This window comes from Streptomyces tuirus (assembly GCF_014701095.1).
Lineage (GTDB): Bacteria > Actinomycetota > Actinomycetes > Streptomycetales > Streptomycetaceae > Streptomyces > Streptomyces tuirus.
The window spans coordinates 3,720,142-3,737,021 of the sequence record NZ_AP023439.1 but is presented as its reverse complement, the minus strand read 5'-3'; the positions used below and the strand labels follow the sequence as shown (position 1 = coordinate 3,737,021).

Here is a 16,880-nt window from a genome sequence, read left to right as displayed (position 1 = left end):
GGCGCGCTCTAGGCGGGCACCGGAGCCTTCAGCGTCTCCACGACGCGGACCAGCGGGGCCAGCTCCGGGTTCTTCGCCGCTTCGTCGAGGGCCTCGCGCAGGGCGGCGTCATTGGTCGGCCGTGCCGCCTGCAGCAGCTCGAGACCTGCCGCGGTGACGTTCGTGTAGATGCCCCGGCGGTCGGTGGGGCACAGGTAGCGCTCCAGGAGACCCCGGTCTTCCAGCCGGGTGACCAGGCGCGTGGTGGCGCTCTGACTGAGGACGACCGCGTCGGCGACCTGCTTCATCTGCAGATGCCCGCCGTCCCCGTCGTGCTGCCTGCTCAACACGTCCAGCAGGGAGTACTCGCGCGCGCTGAGGTCGTGCCCCGCCTGCAGGGCACGCTCGATGTGGGCCTCGATCCTCCCGTGGAGCAGGGAGAGGGCGCGCCAGCTCTGGGCGAGAGCGGTGAGCGCGGGGTCCGTCGCTGTCATTGGCGTTTCCTCCGTCCCGGAGCGGCTGCCATCCAGGATAGAGCACGACCGCAATTGACGTCGCTTGCACATAACCCGCGTCTGCAACTATTGTGAACGCACGCAAAGCGCTCCTGCAATCGTTTGGGAAGGTACCCCTCCATGCCTCTCGCGCTTCTGGCCCTCGCGATCGGGGCCTTCGGGATCGGAACGACGGAGTTCGTGATCATGGGCTTGCTGCCCGAGGTCGCGGGCGACTACGGGGTCTCCATCCCCACCGCCGGATACCTGGTGACCGGCTACGCGCTCGGCGTCATGTTCGGCGCCCCGCTGATGACGGTGCTCGGCACCAAGGTCTCCCGCAAGCGGATGCTGATGCTTCTGATGGGCCTGTTCATCGTCGGCAACCTGCTCTCGGCGCTCGCCCCGGCCTTCTCCGTCATGCTGATCGGCCGGATCATCGCCTCGCTGGCCCACGGCGCCTTCTTCGGTATCGGCTCGGTCGTCGCGGCCGACCTCGTCGCCCCGGACAAGAGGGCCGGAGCCATCGCGATGATGTTCACCGGTCTGACCGTCGCCAACGTGGTCGGCGTTCCGCTGGGCACGCTGGTCGGGCAGTCCGCCGGCTGGCGGGTGACCTTCGGCCTTGTCGCCGCTCTCGGCCTCATCGGCCTGGCCGGCATCGCCCGGCTCGTCCCCGACATGCCCAAGCCGGAGGGCGTGCACCTGCGACACGAGCTGGCCGCGTTCAAGAACGTGCAGGTCCTGCTCGCGATGGCCATGACCGTCCTCGGCTTCGGCGGCGTCTTCGCGGCCATCACCTACATCGCGCCGATGATGACCCACGTTGCAGGCTTCGCGGACGGCTCCGTCACCTGGCTGCTGGTCCTCTTCGGCCTCGGCATGGTCGGCGGCAACCTCGTCGGCGGCAAGTTCGCCGACCGCGCCCTGATGCCCATGCTGTACGTCTCCCTGGGCGCCCTGGCCGTTGTCCTGGCGCTGTTCACCGTCACTGCCCACGACAAGCTGCTGTCGGCGGTCACCGTCGTGCTGATCGGCGCCCTGGGCTTCGCCACCGTGCCGCCGCTTCAGAAGCGGGTCCTCGACCAGGCGCACGGTGCCCCGACGCTGGCCTCCGCCGTGAACATCGGCGCCTTCAACCTCGGCAACGCCCTGTCCGCATGGCTCGGCGGCCTCGTGATCGCGGCCGGCCTCGGCTACACCGCCCCCAACTGGGTCGGCGCCGCTCTGGCCGCCGGGGCGCTGGCCCTGGCGCTCCTCTCGGCCGCCCTGGAGCGCCGTGCCGGTGGCTCCGGCACCGTCGTCACGGGATCCGCGCCGGCCGAGCAGCGGGCCACTGCCCACCACTGAACCACCGGATCACCCCGATGCACCCCACGATCCGGCACTACCAGCAAGTCCCCCAGGAGAATCCCCTCATGAACACAACCCCCGCTGTCGCCCCCCTGACCACCCAGGACGCCGACGCCCTCGTCGCCGCCGCCCACCGTGCCGCAGACGCCGCAGGCGTCACCGTCAGCGTCACCGTCCTGGACGCGGGCGGCCATCTGCTCGCCTTCCGCCGGGACGACCGCGCCGTGCTGATCTCCGGCGAGACCAGCACCCGCAAGGCCTACACGGCCCTCCAGCTGAACGCGCCCACCGCCGACCTGGTCGACGCGGTACAGCCCGGCGGCCCCTTCCACACGCTGCCGACCGCGCTCGACCGTCCCCTGCTGTTCATCGCGGGTGGTGTGCCGGTGCACCGTGAGGGCCGTTTGATCGGCGCGATCGGCGTCGGCGGAGGTGCCCCGGAGCAGGACCACGGCTTTGCCACGGCCGCCGTGGAGGCCCTCGCCTGACCGGGCTCTTTCAGCGCGAGACCCCTCAGAGCGGCGACGCCGGTTCCCCGATCCCGGGGGAGCCGGCGTCGCCGTATCGAGATCGTCAGCCCGCCGCGACCGTGACCGGCGCGAACCGCCGGGTCCAGTCTCCGGGCAGTTCGGTGATGCCGTACGCCATCACCGAGTTGAAGGCGACGGACTCCAGGCCGTGCTCCTTCACCCACGCGAGGAGCTCCTCGTGGCGCACATCGATGTCGGTGCGCAGGGGGCGGTCGGTGTGGGCGGCGAGGGAGGCGATGAGCGCCTGGGCCACCGATGTGTCGCGTGCGATGAGCGGGCCGACGACGTGGGTGTCCATGTTGGGCCAGGCGGCCGCGTACCCGATGATCCGTCCGCCCTCCTCGGCCACCCGCAACTGATCGGCGAATGCGGGGAGTCGGGTGACGATGTGCGTGCGGTCGGTCCCGAACACCTGCTCGTCGAGGTGGAGGATCGCGGTGAGGTCCTCGGCGGTGGCGGCCCGGGTGGCGACCCTGGGCTCCGGCCCACCGGGAGTGAAACTCCCGATGACCATCTCGGCCCGTCCGATGACCTTGAACCCCAGTTCCTCGTAGAGGGGGCGGCCGTTCGGCGTCGCGTGCAGGGTGAGGGGCGTGGTGCCCATCGCGGACACGACGTGGCGCATCAGCCGGCGTCCCACACCTTGCCGTGCGTGCCGTCCGGCGACCAGGACCATGCCGATCGCGGCGAGAGAAGGGCTCTGGGGGCCGTACTCGGTGACGACGCAGGCGCTCACGAGGCCTCCGTCGGGATCCTCGATGCCGTAGCCCTGCCCGGCTGTGAGGAGGAAGCCCCACTTGTGCTCCTCCCGTGGCCACCCCCGGTCCTCGGACAAGTCGGCGCAGGCGGCTTGATCGCGAAGCGTCAGACGGCGGATGGGCAATGAGGCAAGGGAAGGAGTCGACACGCAGGTCAGGCTGTCTGACATCGGCCCCCGGCGTCCACCTGTTTCAGAGGAGTCATACGAGCTTTTGGCCAGTTGTCGCCGCCCGCACACGTTGCGGACCACCGCTGCATGTTTCACGTGAAACACGTAAGAACACCGGATGTCCGATCGAGGCGTTGAACGGGCTTTTCTCGTCCAATAGTTGACGGACTTGATGATTCGCGGCGTGCCCGTATTCGTGACGAGGCGAGGGGGGACTTGTGTGCGCGGCGGTGGCCGGTAGGGTCGACTCCGGTTCGCATCCGGGATGGGACGACCCGCCCGTGGGCCGAAAGCAGGGCAACGCAGCCTAACGGGACGGAGAGATCGAAGACCCGCGTTTCCGGTTATGCGACGGAAGCGTCCTGACGAGTGAGAAGCTCGACGAGAGTTACTGCGGCCAATGTCACACTCTCGTCTTACTTGTCCGTACGGAGCCGGAATACGGGTTGAATGTGGCCGCATTGGCCGCGACAAGGATGGGAACGCAAGCCGTCCACGGGGGAAAGCAGGCACCTTCCGACTTGGGGAAGTGCGCAGACCGACCGAAAGATGCTCGAGGCGAGGCACACCATGGACGCTCCGACCACCACGTCGGCCGACAACGGCACTTCTGGCGGCGGGGGCGGCTGGTTCACACCCCGCAAGAACCCGACGACGCCGCCGGACAGCGACGCCGGAACCGCAGACAGGCCGGCAGAAGGGCGTCGACCGGCCGCGATACGCCCGGTGGGCAGGCCCGGGGCGGCCGCGGAAGCACCGGCGGACCACACCCCCGCGCCCCCCGACGGCGCGAGCACCGGTGCGCCGGACCAAAGGCGTGAAGCTCCGGAGTCCATACCCCGGTCCACCCCTCCCGCCGCGCAGCACGCCGAGTCCCCCGCGGTCCCGCGCCTTGCCACCGTCACGTCGCCGGGCCCCGTTCCGACAGCGCTCACCCCGACGCCCTTCGCCTCCACCGTTCCGCCGCCCACGGCTGCCGCCGAGGAGCATGTTCCCGCCCAACGGCCCGCCTCGGTGCCGCCCGAAGAAGAGGTCACTCCCGCGCCGGCCGAAGCGGGGTCCCCGGACGCCGTCCTCATTCGTCGCACCATGGCCGAGGTCGCCCCGGTCTCCGACAAGGTGACCTCCTACTTCTACGCCCTGCTCTTCGTCCGCCACCCCGATCTGCGGTCGCTGTTCCCGGCCGCGATGGACACCCAGCGGGACCGGCTGCTCAGGGCGCTGCTCACGGCCGCCGAACACATCGACAACAAGGACGTCCTCGTCGACTACCTGCAGAACCTCGGCCGGGGCCACCGGAAGTACGGCACACGACCCGAGCACTATCCGGCCGTCGGCGAGTGCCTGATCGGCGCGCTGAGTAAGTACGCGGCCGGGGTCTGGAACCCGGAGATGGAGGCGGCCTGGGTCCGGACCTACACCACGATCTCCCAGGTCATGATCGACGCGGCGGCCGCGGACGAACTGCGCGCCCCGGCCTGGTGGTACGCCGAGATCGTCGCGCACGACATGAGAACCCCGGACGTCGCGGTCGTCACCGTCCGCCCCGACCAGCCGTACCCCTTCCTCGCCGGGCAGTACACCAGCCTGGAGACACCCTGGTGGCCCCGGATCTGGCGGCACTACTCCTTCGCCTCCGCGCCCCGCTCCGACGGTCTGCTGTCGTTCCACGTGAAGGCCGTCCCGGCGGGCTGGGTCTCCAACGCCCTGGTGCACCGCGCCCGCCCCGGCGACATCATCCGGCTCGGCCCGCCCGCGGGTTCCATGACCGTGAACCACACCACCGACAGCGGCCTGCTCTGCGTGGGCGGCGGCACGGGCATAGCGCCCATCAAGGCCCTGGTCGAGGACGTCGCCGAGCACGGTGAACGCCGGTCCGTCGAGGTCTTCTACGGAGCCCGCACCGACCACGACCTGTACGACATCGACACCATGCTCCGCCTCCAGCAGACCCACCCGTGGCTCGCGGTCAGAGCGATCATCGACCAGCAGGCCAACCAGCAGCTGCCGGACGCCGTGCGCGCCTATGGGCCGTGGAACGAGTTCGACGCCTACCTATCGGGCCCGCCCGGGATGATCCGCAGTGGGGTGCACGCCCTGCGGGACAGCGGCATCCCGTCGGACCGCATACGGCACGACTCCGTCGAGGAACTGGTCGCCGCCGGAAACTGATCCGCGTCTCAGCCCAGGTCGGGCGCATGCATCGCCAGGACGCCCTCGATGTTGCCGTCCAGGTAATGCCGCAGTGACAGCGGCACGAGATGGACGGAGGCGATCCCGACCCGGGTGAACGGCACGCGCACGATCTCGTACTCGCCGACCGGCGCGTCGACCTCGGGGCCGTGGCGCAGGGACGGGTCCATGGACTCCAGACGGCAGACGAAGAAGTGCTGCACCTTCACACCGGTCGCGCCGCCGTCCTCCCCGATGTGCTCCATGGTGTCCACGAAGCAGGGCACCACGTCGGTGATCTTCGCGCCGAGTTCCTCGTACACCTCGCGGTGCAGGGCGTCGACGACGGTCGAGTCGCTGGGTTCGACTCCACCGCCGGGGGTGAGCCAGTAGGGATCCACACCCGGCTTGGTGCGCTTGATCAAGATCAGGTCGGCACCGTCCAGCAGAACGGCGCGGGCGGTGCGCTTGACCACGGGTCGGACGGTCATGAGTGAAATGTGGCCCGGCTGGTTCCACGTGAAACATCGCGAAACGTCACCGGCTGAGCTCCCAGAGTGAAGCATGGTCCCAAGCACCCCGCTTCGTCGCCAGAAGCCGCCCTTGAGGGCTTCAGCACCAGTCGGCCGAAGCCTGCTGCAACCACTCGTGAGCCCGCGCGATATGGGGCATGGCGAGCGTCCCGGTGCGGACCACCAGGAAGTACGTGCGCAGCGGTGGCACGTCCGGCTCGTTCAGGGCGACGACTTCGCCCCGCTCCAGCGCCGCGGCGCAAAGGTAGCGGGGCAGCACCGCCAGCCCGGCGCCCGCGACCGCGCAGGCCAGGACCGCACGCAGGTCGGGGACGATCACGGTGCCCGGGACGGCCGGGGGCGAGTCGAAGACGGAGGCCCAGTAGCGGGAGACGAACGGCAGCGACTCGTGCACCTCCACCACAGGCACCTTCTCGAGGGCCGGTGCCGGCCTGCGGTCCCGACCGGTGCCGGCCTGCTCGGCCCAGCGCGGAGCCGCGACCAGGATGTGCTCCTCGTCGCAGAGCGCAGTCGCCGTGAGCAGGGCGCCGCGCGGCTGGGCGGTGCTGATGGCCAGATCATGGTGTCCGGCGGAGAGCCCCTCCAGTGTTTCCTCGGCGTTCCCGAAGGACGCGCGCAAGGCGAAGCCCTGGCCGTCCTCGCCGGTCAGCTCGGTGAGGGCGGGCAGGGCTCGTTCGGCCGTGAACTCCGGCGGGCCTGCGAGGTGCAGCGTCCGTAAGGAGGAGTCGTCGTCGAGGCCGGTCTCGGTGATCTCCACCAGGGCGTCGAGATGGGGTGCGGCCTTGTGGGCGAGTTCGTCGCCGATGCTCGTCGGGGTCACGCCCCGGGCCTGTCGCAGGAACAGGGGGCGGCCCAGCTGCCGCTCCAGCGTCCGTATCTGCGAGGTGACGGCAGGTTGGGAGAGGCCGAGCAGAGCGGCGGCACGGGTGAAGGAGCCGGCCCGGTGCACGGTCACGAAGGTCCGCAGCAAGGCCAGATCCACCGCACACACTCCCTCTTCGGCCCCCGCTCCGGCCCCCCGGCCGCGCTCAACTATAAATAAGTCGATAGGTCTCTGTCGCTACGGTGATTGGACACTGACAGAGAGTCAACTAGCCTTGGTCGCGCGGTTCTTGCGCGCGGAACCGGGGGACGGTCCGAGCCACGAGGGGGGAGGCTCGGACCGTCCGTGACGATGGTCAGGCGGCCGACGCGTCCAGCGCACGCAGCACATCCACCACCAGGTCCTCCGGATCCTCGGCGCCGACCGACAGGCGGACGAAGCCCTCCGGCACCGCGTCCCCGCCCCAGCGTCCACGCCGTTCGGCGGTGGACCGCACCCCGCCGAAGCTCGTCGCGTCGTCCACGAGCCGCAGCGCGTCGAGGAAGCGGTCGGCACGCTCGCGCGTGGGCAGCGTGAACGACACCACACACCCGAAGCGCCGCATCTGGCGCCTGGCGATCTCGTGCGAGGGGTCGTCGGGAAGCCCCGGGTAGCGCAGCCCCGTCACCTCGGGCCGCTCGCGCAGCGCCTCGGCGACCGCCAGGGCTGTCGCGCTCTGCCGGTCGACCCGCATCTGAAGTGTTGCGATCGAGCGGTGCGCGAGCCAGGCCTCCATGGGCCCGGGAATCGCACCGACGATCTTGCGCCAGCGGCGCACGGCGGCCATCGCCTCGGCGTTCCGGCCGACGACATAGCCCAGGAGGACGTCACCGTGGCCGGTCAGCTGCTTGGTGCCGCTGGCCACCGCGAAGTCGGCGCCGAGCTCCAGCGGACGCTGGCCGAGCGGTGTCGCAAGGGTGTTGTCGACGGCCACCAGGGCACCACGCGCGTGTGCCGCCTCGGCGAGCCGCCTGATGTCGCACACGTCGAGCCCGGGGTTCGACGGGGTCTCGATCCACAGCAGCCGTGCGCCGTCGAGGACGTCCAGCTGGGCGTCACCGCCCGTCGGCGCGGTGCGCACCTCGATGCCGTACGCCTCCAGCTGTGCGCGGACCAGCGGCAGCGCCTGGTAACCGTCGTCGGGCAGGACGCACACGTCGCCGGTGCGCAGCAGGGAGAAGAGCACCGCCGAGATCGCGGCCATGCCGGAGGCGAAGACGAGCGTCTCGGCGCCGTCCTCGCGGGGCGCTTCCAGTTCGCCGATGGCGCGTTCCAGCAGCGTCCAGGTCGGGTTCTCGTCGCGGCCGTACGTGTAGGGGCCGGTCGGGTCGCCCGGCAGGTGGAAGTGGGCGGCGAACACGGGGCCGGGCAGCGTCGGCTCGTGCTTGACCGGCTCGGGCAGCCCGGCCCGCACCGCCCGCGTGCCGTCCCCGGCGCCCGCGGCCGACTGGCCCACGGCGCCCGTCACCTTGGCTGCGGCACTCGTCCCCTGGTCGGTGGCACCCGTCACCTCGTCGGCGGCGTTCGTCGCCTTGTCCACGGCATCCGTGACGTCGTCCACGGCGACCGTCACCTCGTCGACGGCACCCGTCGCCCGGTCCGCCGCACGCGTCACCTGGCTCGCGGCATCCTTCGCCCGGCCCGCGTCGTCGGCCGCCCTGGCCGGGTCGCCCGTCGTCCCGGCCGCGTCACCCGTCGCGGAATCGCTCATGCCGCCTGTCCCTCCAGATTCTTGCGCACTGCGGCGAGCAGACCGGCGCTCGCCGCCTCCACCATCTCAAGACACTCCTCGAAGCCGTCCATGCCCCCGTAGTAGGGGTCCGGTACGTCGAGGTCATCGTCGCCGGCGGCGGGGTCGTACGAGCGCAGCAGCCGCACCTTCTCCGCGTCCTCCTCCGTGGGCGCGAGCCCGCGCAGGGCCCCGAGATGGCCGGAGTCGAGGGCGATCACCAGGTCGAGGCGGGAGAACCAGGACGACCGGAACTGCCGGGCCGTGTGGCCCCCGGCGTAGCCGTTGTCCTCGAGGACGGCCACCGTACGCGGGTCGGCTCCGTCGCCCTCGTGCCATCCGCCCGTGCCGGCGCTGTCGACCTCCACCAGCTCGTCGAGACCCGCCTCCGCCACCCGCGCGCGGAAGACGATCTCGGCCATCGGGGAACGGCAGATGTTGCCCGTGCAGACGAAGCAGACCCGGTATGTCATGTCCGCTCAGTCCCCGTCGGGCAGCACGACGTGCAGCGCCCAGGAGACGACCGAGATGATCAGACCACCCACGACGGCCGTCCAGAAACCCTCCACGTGGAAGCTCAGATCGAGCGTGTCCGCCAGCCACGAGGTGAGCAGCAGCATCAGCGCGTTGACGACCAGCGTGAACAGACCGAGCGTCAATATCAGCAGCGGCAGGCTGAGGAGTTTGACGAGCGGCTTGACCAGGAAGTTCACCAGGCCGAAGAGCAGCGCCACAATGATCAGGGTGCCGACTTCCTTGACCGTGCTGTCACCGGTCAGGGTGATCTTGTCGAGCAGCCAGACGGCGACCGCCAGGGCGCCCGCGTTGGCGATCGTCTTGACTACGAAATTCTTCATGTGTCTGATCGTGGCAGACCTGATCGGACGCGGGCACAAAAGGCAGGGGCGGACAAGACGATGAAGGCATTCCGGCTGGATGAACTGGAGGCGGAGCGCGCCGCCAACGAGGGCGCCTACCTGCAGTTTCTGCGGGAGCAGAACATGTCGGTCGGCTTGTACGCCCTTGACGCGGGCGAGCAGGATCCACAGAAGCCGCACCATCAGGACGAGGTCTACTTCATCGTGAGCGGCCGGGCGGCGATCACCGTCGGTCTGGAGACGACCCAGGTGGCGCGCGGCAGCATCGTCTACGTGCCGGCGGGCGTCGCCCACAAGTTCCACCACATCACCGAGGATCTGAGGGTGCTGGTGGTCTTCTCTCCCTCCGAGAGGTGACGGACCGCCTCAGGGTTCCCTAGGGGTTCGGTCAGGGGAGGACAAGGGATGCGAGGCGCCCGTTCGAACCTTCCTGGACCTAGCATCGAGTGCAGGACATCAGAGATCCAGAAGGACCGACAGGACCCGGCACTCGAGCGGGCGGAGAGGTAAGGACGAGGGCGATGCGAGAGATCTTCACGGGGCTGCCGTGGTGGGTGAAGTGGATCGCGGTGCCGGTCATCGCCCTGGTCGTGTTCGGCGGGCTGATCGCCAGTGTGGTCGGGTTCGTCATCGGACTGCTCTTCAAGCTGCTGGTCTTCGTGGCACTGGTCGGCGGACTGATCTACGTCGTACGGAAGTTCACGTCGAGTTCCTCGTCGCGCAGCGACTGGTGAGGCGCGTGGGAAACCGGTGGGGGTAGCGGGAAACGCCTGGAATCACCGGTTCCCTCGGGCGAGGGAAGTTTCCCGGCGGGGCCGTCTGCACGCGGTGGCAGGCGAATAGAGTCCGGAACTCGACGCGGGGACTTCCCCGCGAGCGGCATTCACCCCCACCCGTGTTCCTCCGCACGGTCTGCCCCCTCGCGCTTCGGGAGAGCCCCTTGGTCCCGGCTGACACCGCCTCCGTCCACCTCCGCACCGTCCCCGCACAACCTCGCTCGGCGGCGCCCTCAGGGCCACCGCCCCCCTCCGCACCACCACCTCCACCGACCCTCATCGGATCCGTGCAGCGCGCTATGCGCCTGCTGGAGACCGTCGCCGGGCACGAGTACGGCGCCCCCGCCAAGCAACTGGCCCGCGAGACCGGGCTGGCACTGCCCACGACCTACCACCTGCTGCGCACGCTCGTGCACGAGGGCTATCTGCGCCGGGACAAGGGCCTGTTCTTCCTCGGTGCGGCCGCCGAGCGGCTGAGCAGCAGCGGAGCGAGGCAGAAACGTCGCAGCACGGTCGTCGACGCGCTCGCCCACTGGCGGGACGTCCTGGGCGTGCCCGTGTACTACGCGGTCTACCGCGAGGGTGAGATCGAGGTCATGTGCGTCTCCGACAGTCCTGGCACCCCGGCGGTCGAGGAGTGGGCCGACTTCCGGGAGACCGGGCACGCGCACGCCATCGGCCAGTGCCTGCTGTCCCAGCTGGACGAGGAAGCCCGCCGAGACCACCTCGACCGCTACCCGGTGCAGCCCCTCACGCCGTACACCGTGCGCGACAACCACAGCCTGCTCCGGCGCATGGAGCGGATCCGGCGCATGGAACCGGTGACCGAGCGTCAGGAGTACGCCCTGGGCACGGTCTGCGCCGCGATTCCGCTCACGTTCGGCACCACGGCAGCGACGATGGCCATCTCACTCCCCGCACACCAGGCCGATCGGTTGCTGCCCGCGGCCCGGGAGTTGCAGGCCGAGATCGGGGCACTGCTCGGCTCACTCGCGCTCTGTATCAGTATGTGAAAACTCACTCCTTGTGATCTGCTGTGTACGTTCAGCAAGATTCCACCAAGTGTCAGAGGTTCGTTCCCGGCCAGTCACGGCGAATGACGGGGTTATCGATGCGCGAGTCCGTACAAGCAGAGGTCATGATGAGCTTTCTCGTGTCCGAGGAGCTCTCCTTCCGCATTCCCGTGGAGCTGCGCTATGAGTCCAGTGATCCCTATGCCGTCCGGCTGACGTTCCATTTGCCCGGTGATGCCCCGGTTACGTGGGCTTTTGGGCGGGAGTTGCTGATCGACGGTGTGGGCCGGCCGTGCGGGGAGGGCGATGTGCGGGTCACGCCCGTCGATCCCGACGCGCTCGGCGAGGTGTTGATCCGGCTTCAGGTGGGCAGTGACCAGGCGTTGTTCCGTTCGTCGACGGCGCCGCTCGTCGCTTTCCTCGACCGTACGGACAAGCTGGTGCCGCTGGGACAGGAGGGCTCGCTCGCCGACTTCGACGCACACCTCGACGAGGCGCTGGACCGCATCCTCGCCGAGCAGGGCGCTGGTTGAGACATGACCCCGGCGGCACGGTGGAGTAACGCTTCACCGGATGCCGCCGAGCTGTGCAGGAACGCTTCTTCCTGCGATCTTCGTATGACCGGGCGATCCTCATGCGGGTCGGGCGGCGAAGGACGAGGCGCCGCCGTCGGCCCAGGGGGCGTCAGCGCTTGCGGCGTCGGCCCCTGCCCCCGCGCGCGGGGACGGCAGAGGCTTCCACGGCCGGCTCCGTGCCGGGGCGGTCGGCGGAGACCACCAGCGCCGCCAGGGCTGTGGTGACCGGCACCGAGGCGACCAGGCCGATCGAACCGATCAGCGTGCGCACGATCTCCTCCGCGACCAGTTCGCTGTTGGCGACCGTCCCCACGCTGCTCTGCGCGATCGAGAACAGCAGCAGGAGCGGCAGCGCGGCACCCGCGTAGGCGAGGACGAGCGTGTTGACGACCGAGGCGATGTGGTCGCGGCCGATCCGGATGCCCGCACGGTAGAGCCCGCGCCAGCCCATCGAGGGGTTGGCCTCGTGCAGCTCCCAGACCGCCGAGGTCTGTGTGACCGTCACATCGTCGAGCACGCCCAGGGAGCCGATGATGACGCCGGCGAGCAGCAGACCGCTCATGTCGATCGTCGGGTAGAGGCCGTGGATCAGGCCGGTGTTGTCGTCGGTGTTGCCGGTCAGGGCCGCCCAGCCGATGAACACCGAGCCGAGGATGCCGATCAACAGCAGCGAGATCAGGGTGCCCAGCACGGCCACCGACGTCCGGGCGGACAGGCCGTGGCACAGGTACAGGGCGATGAGCATGATGGCGCTGGCGCCCACCACGGCGACGACCAGCGGGTTCGAGCCCTGCAGGATCGCGGGCAGGATGAAGAAGTTCAGCACCATGAAGCTGATGGCCAGCGCGACCAATGCCATGACACCCCGCAGCCGTCCGACGACCACGACGGCGATCGCGAAGATGCCGGCCAGCAGCCCCATGGGCACACTGCGGTTGATGTCGGTGACCGAGTACTGCAGGTCCTTCGGCGCCGAGGGCTCGTAGGCGACCACGACCTCCTGGCCCTCGTGCAGCTGGCGGGACTGGTCGGGCTGGACGATCTCGGTGAACGTGCGGCCCTTGTCGTCGCCGCTGTCGACCCGGATCGTCGCCCGCTTGCAGGTGCCCTTCTCCTGCTGCACCGCCGAGGAACCCTCGGCGGTGGAAGTGTCACCGGTCGGCGGGACGCCCGAAGCGCCGGCCTCCCTGCAGCTCACCTCGACCACCTTGGTGACCGTGGCGTCCTGAGTCTGCCGGTCGAAGCCGACGCCGGTGCGCTCGTGCGACGGAGCGCCGCCCGGCCACAGCACGGCGAGACCGACCAGCACCGCCGCGGCGAACGGGATCAGGATCGCCGCGATGACCTTGCGCAGATGCCGGGAGACGGGCGTGGCCGGACCGTGGCTGTGGGAGTGCCCGTGCCCGCCACCCGGGGAGGAGCCGGACCCGTGACCGTGTCCGTCGCCCCCGCCGTGTCCGTGTCCGTCGCTTCCGCCGTGTCCGTGCCCGCCACCGCCACGGGGTCCTGAGTCGTGTCCGTCACCGGGGCCCGGGCCGGGGCCCTGCCCACCGGCGGGGCCGCCGGGGCCACCGTGGCCACCGGAAGGACCGGCACCCTGGCCTCCGCCGGAGCCCTGCCCGGACTCACCACCGGGGCCGGAGCCGGGACCGAAACCCGCGTCACGCCCGTACCTGAGCCCGGGACTCTGCCCTCTGGTCGGCCCAGGCCCGGCCGGGGTGGCGAAATCATGGCCGGCACCACGGCCGTTGCCGTTTCCGGCGCCGGATCCGCGGGGCGGCTCGGGCGGTGGGTAGGAGGGACGCTGCGTCGTGGTCACCGCCCGATCATCGCAAGAACGAGGGGGGCCCTCTGTTCACCGCGCCAGAATTGCCGCTAGCGTGGAGGCACCTTTTGTACACGCGGGAGCTCGGAGCACCGGGCTGAGAGGGCGCTGACCTCCGTCCCAGCGATGTTTCACATGAAACATCGCCGGACTCGAGTGATGTTTCACACGAAACGTCGCCGGACGGAAATCGCTGCGTCGACCGCCGAACCTGTTACCGGGTAATGCCGGCGTAGGGAGTAGGTCTCATGACCAGCAAGGACGCACGCACGCCTGCCTCCGTTCAGGACGAGAAGTCCGAGGAGGCCGGGAAGTCCATCGGCTGGCACAAGGCGTATGTCGAGGGCACCCGCCCCGACCTGCGCGTGCCGGTCCGTCAGGTGCACCTCACCAACGGCCAGTCGGTCACGCTGTACGACACGTCGGGCCCGTACACCGATCTGCTCGTCGACACCGACGTCCGCAGGGGCCTGTCGCCACTGCGCGAGAACTGGATCATCGCTCGCGGCGACACCGAGGAGTACGCGGGCCGTCCCGTGCGCCCCGAGGACGACGGCATCAAGCACACCTCGCCCCGGGGCGGCCTGCGCAACCTGGACGCGGTCTTCCCCGGCCGCCCTCGCCAGCCGCGCCGCGGCAGGACCGGGCAGGCGGTCACACAACTCGCGTACGCCCGCCGCGGCGAGATCACGCCCGAGATGGAGTACGTCGCCATCCGGGAGAGCGTGGCGCCGGAGGTCGTGCGGGACGAGATCGCCGCGGGCCGGGCCGTGCTGCCGGCCAACGTCAACCACCCGGAGATCGAGCCGATGATCATCGGCAAGCGGTTCCTGGTGAAGGTCAACGCCAACATCGGCAATTCGGCGGTGACGTCCTCCATCGAGGAGGAGGTCGAGAAGATGACCTGGGCGACCCGCTGGGGCGCCGACACGGTCATGGACCTGTCGACCGGCCGCAACATCCACACCACGCGCGAGTGGGTGCTGCGCAACTCCCCCGTCCCCATCGGCACCGTGCCGCTCTACCAGGCCCTGGAGAAGGTCGACGGCCGGGCGGAGGAGCTGACCTGGGAGATCTACAAGGACACGGTCATCGAACAGGCCGAGCAGGGCGTGGACTACATGACGGTCCACGCGGGTGTGCGCCTGGCGTACGTGCCGCTGACGGCGAACCGCAAGACCGGCATCGTCTCCCGCGGCGGCTCGATCATGGCCGCCTGGTGCCTCGCGCACCACAAGGAGTCGTTCCTGTACGAGAACTTCGAGGAGCTCTGCGAGATTCTCGCCGCGTACGACGTCACCTACTCGCTCGGGGACGGTCTCCGTCCTGGATCGATCGCGGACGCCAACGACGAGGCGCAGTTCGCGGAACTGCGCACCCTCGGGGAACTCAACCGGATCGCGAAGCGTTTCAACGTACAGACCATGATCGAGGGCCCGGGCCACGTCCCGATGCACAAGATCAAGGAGAACATCGACCTTCAGCAGGAGATCTGCGATGAAGCTCCGTTCTATACGCTCGGCCCGCTGACCACGGACGTCGCACCGGCGTACGACCACATCACCTCCGGCATCGGTGCCGCGATGATCGCCTGGTGGGGCACGGCGATGCTGTGTTACGTCACGCCCAAGGAGCACCTGGGCCTGCCGAACCGCGACGACGTCAAGACCGGCGTCATCACCTACAAGATCGCCGCCCACGCAGCCGACCTCGCCAAGGGACACCCGGGTGCGCAGGAGTGGGACGACGCGCTGTCCGACGCCCGTTTCGAGTTCCGGTGGGAGGACCAGTTCAACCTGGCCCTCGACCCGGACACGGCGCGGGAGTTCCACGACGAGACCCTGCCCGCCGAGCCGGCCAAGACGGCTCACTTCTGCTCGATGTGCGGTCCCAAGTTCTGCAGCATGAAGATCTCGCAGGACATCCGCCGTGAACACGGCGGCACCCGGAACGAGATCGAGGAGGGCATGGCCCTGAAGTCGAAGGAGTTCGCGGCGAGCGGCAACCGCGTCTACCTGCCCATCGCGGACTGACCCCTCGCGGAATGACCCGGCCGCGCACAGGCCCGGGGGCCGTTGGTCCCCCGGCCTGTGGGTCCGCCCACGGGTACGCCCGACCGGGTTTGCCCACGCGGACGCACCCACGCGGATGCGCCCATGCGGATGCGCCCATTCGGTCCGCCCATGCGGATGCGCCCATTCGGTCCGCCCGCTCGGATGGGCTCGACGGGGCTACTCCGGCTGGTGCTCCGGCCCGCCGAAGTCCGGGCTGCTGTAGTCCGGACTGCTGAAGCTGGGGCGCGAGCCGCGGTCGCCGTCGTCCGGGCTGGTGAACCCCGGGCGGCCGTAGCCGAGGTGAGGCATGCGGCTGACCGGCGTCGACGACGGCGTGTGGTGCAGCGCGGCGGCCGCGCCGGGGTCGACGAGAGCATCCCGCAGGAAGGGCAGGATGCCGCGTTCCAGCAGGGCCTCGTGCCAGGCCTCCTTGGCCTGGGCCACCTCGCCCCGCAGTTCGCCGTACGACCCGCCGTCGGCCGTGGGCTTGTTGCGCAGGGCGGTGAGCAGCAGTCCCACGGCGGCGACGAGGATCGCGACCGCGGTCACGGCGCCGAACACCCAGCCCGTGGTGAGCATGGTCCGGGCGAACCCCTGCTCGGGGTCGAGCATCCGCAGGATGTAGCCGACGAGCAGGAAGATCGCCGCGGCGGTTCCGGCCAGGACGGGTGCGAGCACGGCGACGACGGCGACGGCGCCCGCGCCGGCGGTCTCGGCGACCCCTCCCATGGTCGCGGCGAGCCCCGACGCGTCCGTACCCGGCTCGGAGGAACCGGATGCACGCAGGGTCGGTGAGCCGGCCGACGCCGGTTGACGCAGTTCGTCGCGGACCTTGACGTAGTGCTGGTATTCGGCCGACGCGGCCGCCGTGATGAGTGCGGTGGCGTTCAGCGCCATGGTGCGCAGCTGTTCGGAGTTGAGGCGCTGTCCTACAGCGGCCAGTTCCGGACGGTGTGGTGCGGAGCGCAGCGCCTCATCAAGGATCCGCTCGTATTCCTGGCGGTCCTCGCTCAGCAGGTGCTGCGGAACGCTGTTCATGTGCATCCCCCGATGCTCCGTAGGGCTTGGGGCTCGGCATGCTGACGAGCCGTCGGGCAGAAACGGAGGGGAGCCTGCTACGGATAAGCCGATGGTAGAGCGGCGACGGTATGCGGTGACAGGGGGTTTACCGAAATTGGC

Annotated in this window: 17 protein-coding genes; 8 read left to right on the top strand and 9 right to left on the bottom strand. The window is 69.8% G+C overall.

Translation table 11 applies throughout. From position 1 onward, the window contains the following. Window positions 1–8: 8 nt before the first annotated feature. Window positions 9–473, bottom strand: coding sequence for a MarR family winged helix-turn-helix transcriptional regulator (locus IGS69_RS17160; protein ID WP_190900749.1), 465 nt, complete (start codon window positions 471–473; stop codon window positions 9–11). A 141-nt stretch (window positions 474–614) separates the two neighbouring features. On the opposite strand from IGS69_RS17160, the gene IGS69_RS17155 reads away from it, so the two are divergent. Together IGS69_RS17155 and IGS69_RS17150 are read left to right on the top strand one after the other, a co-directional pair. Next, a complete protein-coding gene (locus tag IGS69_RS17155) occupies window positions 615–1,823 on the top strand; it encodes an MFS transporter (protein WP_190900747.1) in 1,209 nt (402 codons plus the stop codon). A 68-nt stretch (window positions 1,824–1,891) separates the two neighbouring features. Beyond that, a complete protein-coding gene (locus tag IGS69_RS17150; RefSeq protein ID WP_190900744.1) occupies window positions 1,892–2,314 on the top strand; it encodes a GlcG/HbpS family heme-binding protein in 423 nt (140 codons plus the stop codon). 85 nt (window positions 2,315–2,399) lie between these two features. On the opposite strand, the gene IGS69_RS17145 is transcribed toward IGS69_RS17150, so the two are convergent. Then, window positions 2,400–3,263, bottom strand: a complete 864-nt coding sequence (locus tag IGS69_RS17145) for a GNAT family N-acetyltransferase (protein WP_190900742.1) — start codon at window positions 3,261–3,263, stop codon at window positions 2,400–2,402. Between the two features lie 591 nt (window positions 3,264–3,854). On the opposite strand from IGS69_RS17145, the gene IGS69_RS17140 reads away from it, so the two are divergent. Next, window positions 3,855–5,456 carry a globin domain-containing protein gene (locus IGS69_RS17140; protein ID WP_190900739.1) on the top strand — a complete coding sequence of 534 codons (1,602 nt, stop codon included), beginning with the start codon at window positions 3,855–3,857 and terminating at the stop codon, window positions 5,454–5,456. Window positions 5,457–5,464: 8 nt separating this feature from the next. Here IGS69_RS17140 and IGS69_RS17135 read toward each other — a convergent pair whose 3' ends face one another. The 5 genes from IGS69_RS17135 to IGS69_RS17115 form a co-directional block, all read right to left on the bottom strand. Further along, window positions 5,465–5,947, bottom strand: coding sequence for an NUDIX domain-containing protein (locus IGS69_RS17135; RefSeq protein ID WP_190900737.1), 483 nt, complete (start codon window positions 5,945–5,947; stop codon window positions 5,465–5,467). A 121-nt stretch (window positions 5,948–6,068) separates the two neighbouring features. Next, window positions 6,069–6,971: a LysR family transcriptional regulator gene (locus IGS69_RS17130; protein WP_190900735.1), complete on the bottom strand. Its 903-nt coding sequence runs from the start codon at window positions 6,969–6,971 to the stop codon at window positions 6,069–6,071. Between the two features lie 196 nt (window positions 6,972–7,167). Next, entirely contained in the window at window positions 7,168–8,562 is a 1,395-nt protein-coding gene (locus IGS69_RS17125) for a cystathionine gamma-lyase (protein ID WP_232543550.1), read from the bottom strand. After that, window positions 8,559–9,053, bottom strand: a complete 495-nt coding sequence (locus IGS69_RS17120) for a low molecular weight protein-tyrosine-phosphatase (protein ID WP_190900733.1) — start codon at window positions 9,051–9,053, stop codon at window positions 8,559–8,561. The genes IGS69_RS17125 and IGS69_RS17120 overlap by 4 nt, the downstream gene beginning before the upstream one ends. Window positions 9,054–9,059: 6 nt before the next feature. After that, window positions 9,060–9,437, bottom strand: a complete 378-nt coding sequence (locus tag IGS69_RS17115; protein WP_190900732.1) for a phage holin family protein — start codon at window positions 9,435–9,437, stop codon at window positions 9,060–9,062. A gap of 60 nt (window positions 9,438–9,497) precedes the next feature. On the opposite strand from IGS69_RS17115, the gene IGS69_RS17110 reads away from it, so the two are divergent. The 4 genes from IGS69_RS17110 to IGS69_RS17095 all read left to right on the top strand — a co-directional run bounded on the left by IGS69_RS17110 (window position 9,498) and on the right by IGS69_RS17095 (window position 11,780). Beyond that, a complete protein-coding gene (locus IGS69_RS17110; RefSeq protein ID WP_190900730.1) occupies window positions 9,498–9,815 on the top strand; it encodes a cupin domain-containing protein in 318 nt (105 codons plus the stop codon). A gap of 164 nt (window positions 9,816–9,979) precedes the next feature. Further along, window positions 9,980–10,192 carry a DUF5326 family protein gene (locus IGS69_RS17105; RefSeq protein WP_030189024.1) on the top strand — a complete coding sequence of 71 codons (213 nt, stop codon included), beginning with the start codon at window positions 9,980–9,982 and terminating at the stop codon, window positions 10,190–10,192. A gap of 329 nt (window positions 10,193–10,521) precedes the next feature. After that, window positions 10,522–11,247 (top strand): IclR family transcriptional regulator, encoded by a 726-nt coding sequence (locus IGS69_RS17100; protein WP_332836557.1) that lies wholly within the window; start codon window positions 10,522–10,524, stop codon window positions 11,245–11,247. 98 nt (window positions 11,248–11,345) lie between these two features. Further along, window positions 11,346–11,780, top strand: coding sequence for an SsgA family sporulation/cell division regulator (locus tag IGS69_RS17095; RefSeq protein ID WP_030849994.1), 435 nt, complete (start codon window positions 11,346–11,348; stop codon window positions 11,778–11,780). 151 nt (window positions 11,781–11,931) lie between these two features. Here the strand turns inward: IGS69_RS17095 and IGS69_RS17090 are convergent, their stop codons facing one another. Continuing rightward, a complete protein-coding gene (locus IGS69_RS17090) occupies window positions 11,932–13,641 on the bottom strand; it encodes a YibE/F family protein (RefSeq protein ID WP_190900728.1) in 1,710 nt (569 codons plus the stop codon). A gap of 254 nt (window positions 13,642–13,895) precedes the next feature. Here IGS69_RS17090 and thiC point away from each other — a divergent pair, with 254 nt between their 5' ends. Continuing rightward, entirely contained in the window at window positions 13,896–15,680 is a 1,785-nt protein-coding gene (gene thiC / locus IGS69_RS17085) for a phosphomethylpyrimidine synthase ThiC (protein ID WP_232543549.1), read from the top strand. Between the two features lie 198 nt (window positions 15,681–15,878). On the opposite strand, the gene IGS69_RS17080 is transcribed toward thiC, so the two are convergent. Continuing rightward, entirely contained in the window at window positions 15,879–16,745 is an 867-nt protein-coding gene (locus IGS69_RS17080) for a hypothetical protein (RefSeq protein WP_190900726.1), read from the bottom strand. Between the last annotated feature and the right edge of the window lie 135 nt (window positions 16,746–16,880).

What these genes read in the sequence shown, in the direction of transcription:
- IGS69_RS17160 (WP_190900749.1), bottom strand. Translation starts at nt 473, where the DNA reads ATGACAGCGACGGACCCCGCGCTCACCGCTCTCGCCCAGAGCTGGCGC.
- IGS69_RS17155 (WP_190900747.1), top strand. Translation starts at nt 615, where the DNA reads ATGCCTCTCGCGCTTCTGGCCCTCGCGATCGGGGCCTTCGGGATCGGA.
- IGS69_RS17150 (WP_190900744.1), top strand. Translation starts at nt 1,892, where the DNA reads ATGAACACAACCCCCGCTGTCGCCCCCCTGACCACCCAGGACGCCGAC.
- IGS69_RS17140 (WP_190900739.1), top strand. Translation starts at nt 3,855, where the DNA reads ATGGACGCTCCGACCACCACGTCGGCCGACAACGGCACTTCTGGCGGC.
- IGS69_RS17135 (WP_190900737.1), bottom strand. Translation starts at nt 5,947, where the DNA reads ATGACCGTCCGACCCGTGGTCAAGCGCACCGCCCGCGCCGTTCTGCTG.
- IGS69_RS17125 (WP_232543550.1), bottom strand. Translation starts at nt 8,562, where the DNA reads ATGAGCGATTCCGCGACGGGTGACGCGGCCGGGACGACGGGCGACCCG.
- IGS69_RS17120 (WP_190900733.1), bottom strand. Translation starts at nt 9,053, where the DNA reads ATGACATACCGGGTCTGCTTCGTCTGCACGGGCAACATCTGCCGTTCC.
- IGS69_RS17115 (WP_190900732.1), bottom strand. Translation starts at nt 9,437, where the DNA reads ATGAAGAATTTCGTAGTCAAGACGATCGCCAACGCGGGCGCCCTGGCG.
- IGS69_RS17110 (WP_190900730.1), top strand. Translation starts at nt 9,498, where the DNA reads ATGAAGGCATTCCGGCTGGATGAACTGGAGGCGGAGCGCGCCGCCAAC.
- IGS69_RS17105 (WP_030189024.1), top strand. Translation starts at nt 9,980, where the DNA reads ATGCGAGAGATCTTCACGGGGCTGCCGTGGTGGGTGAAGTGGATCGCG.
- IGS69_RS17095 (WP_030849994.1), top strand. Translation starts at nt 11,346, where the DNA reads ATGCGCGAGTCCGTACAAGCAGAGGTCATGATGAGCTTTCTCGTGTCC.
- thiC (WP_232543549.1), top strand. Translation starts at nt 13,896, where the DNA reads ATGACCAGCAAGGACGCACGCACGCCTGCCTCCGTTCAGGACGAGAAG.
- IGS69_RS17080 (WP_190900726.1), bottom strand. Translation starts at nt 16,745, where the DNA reads ATGCACATGAACAGCGTTCCGCAGCACCTGCTGAGCGAGGACCGCCAG.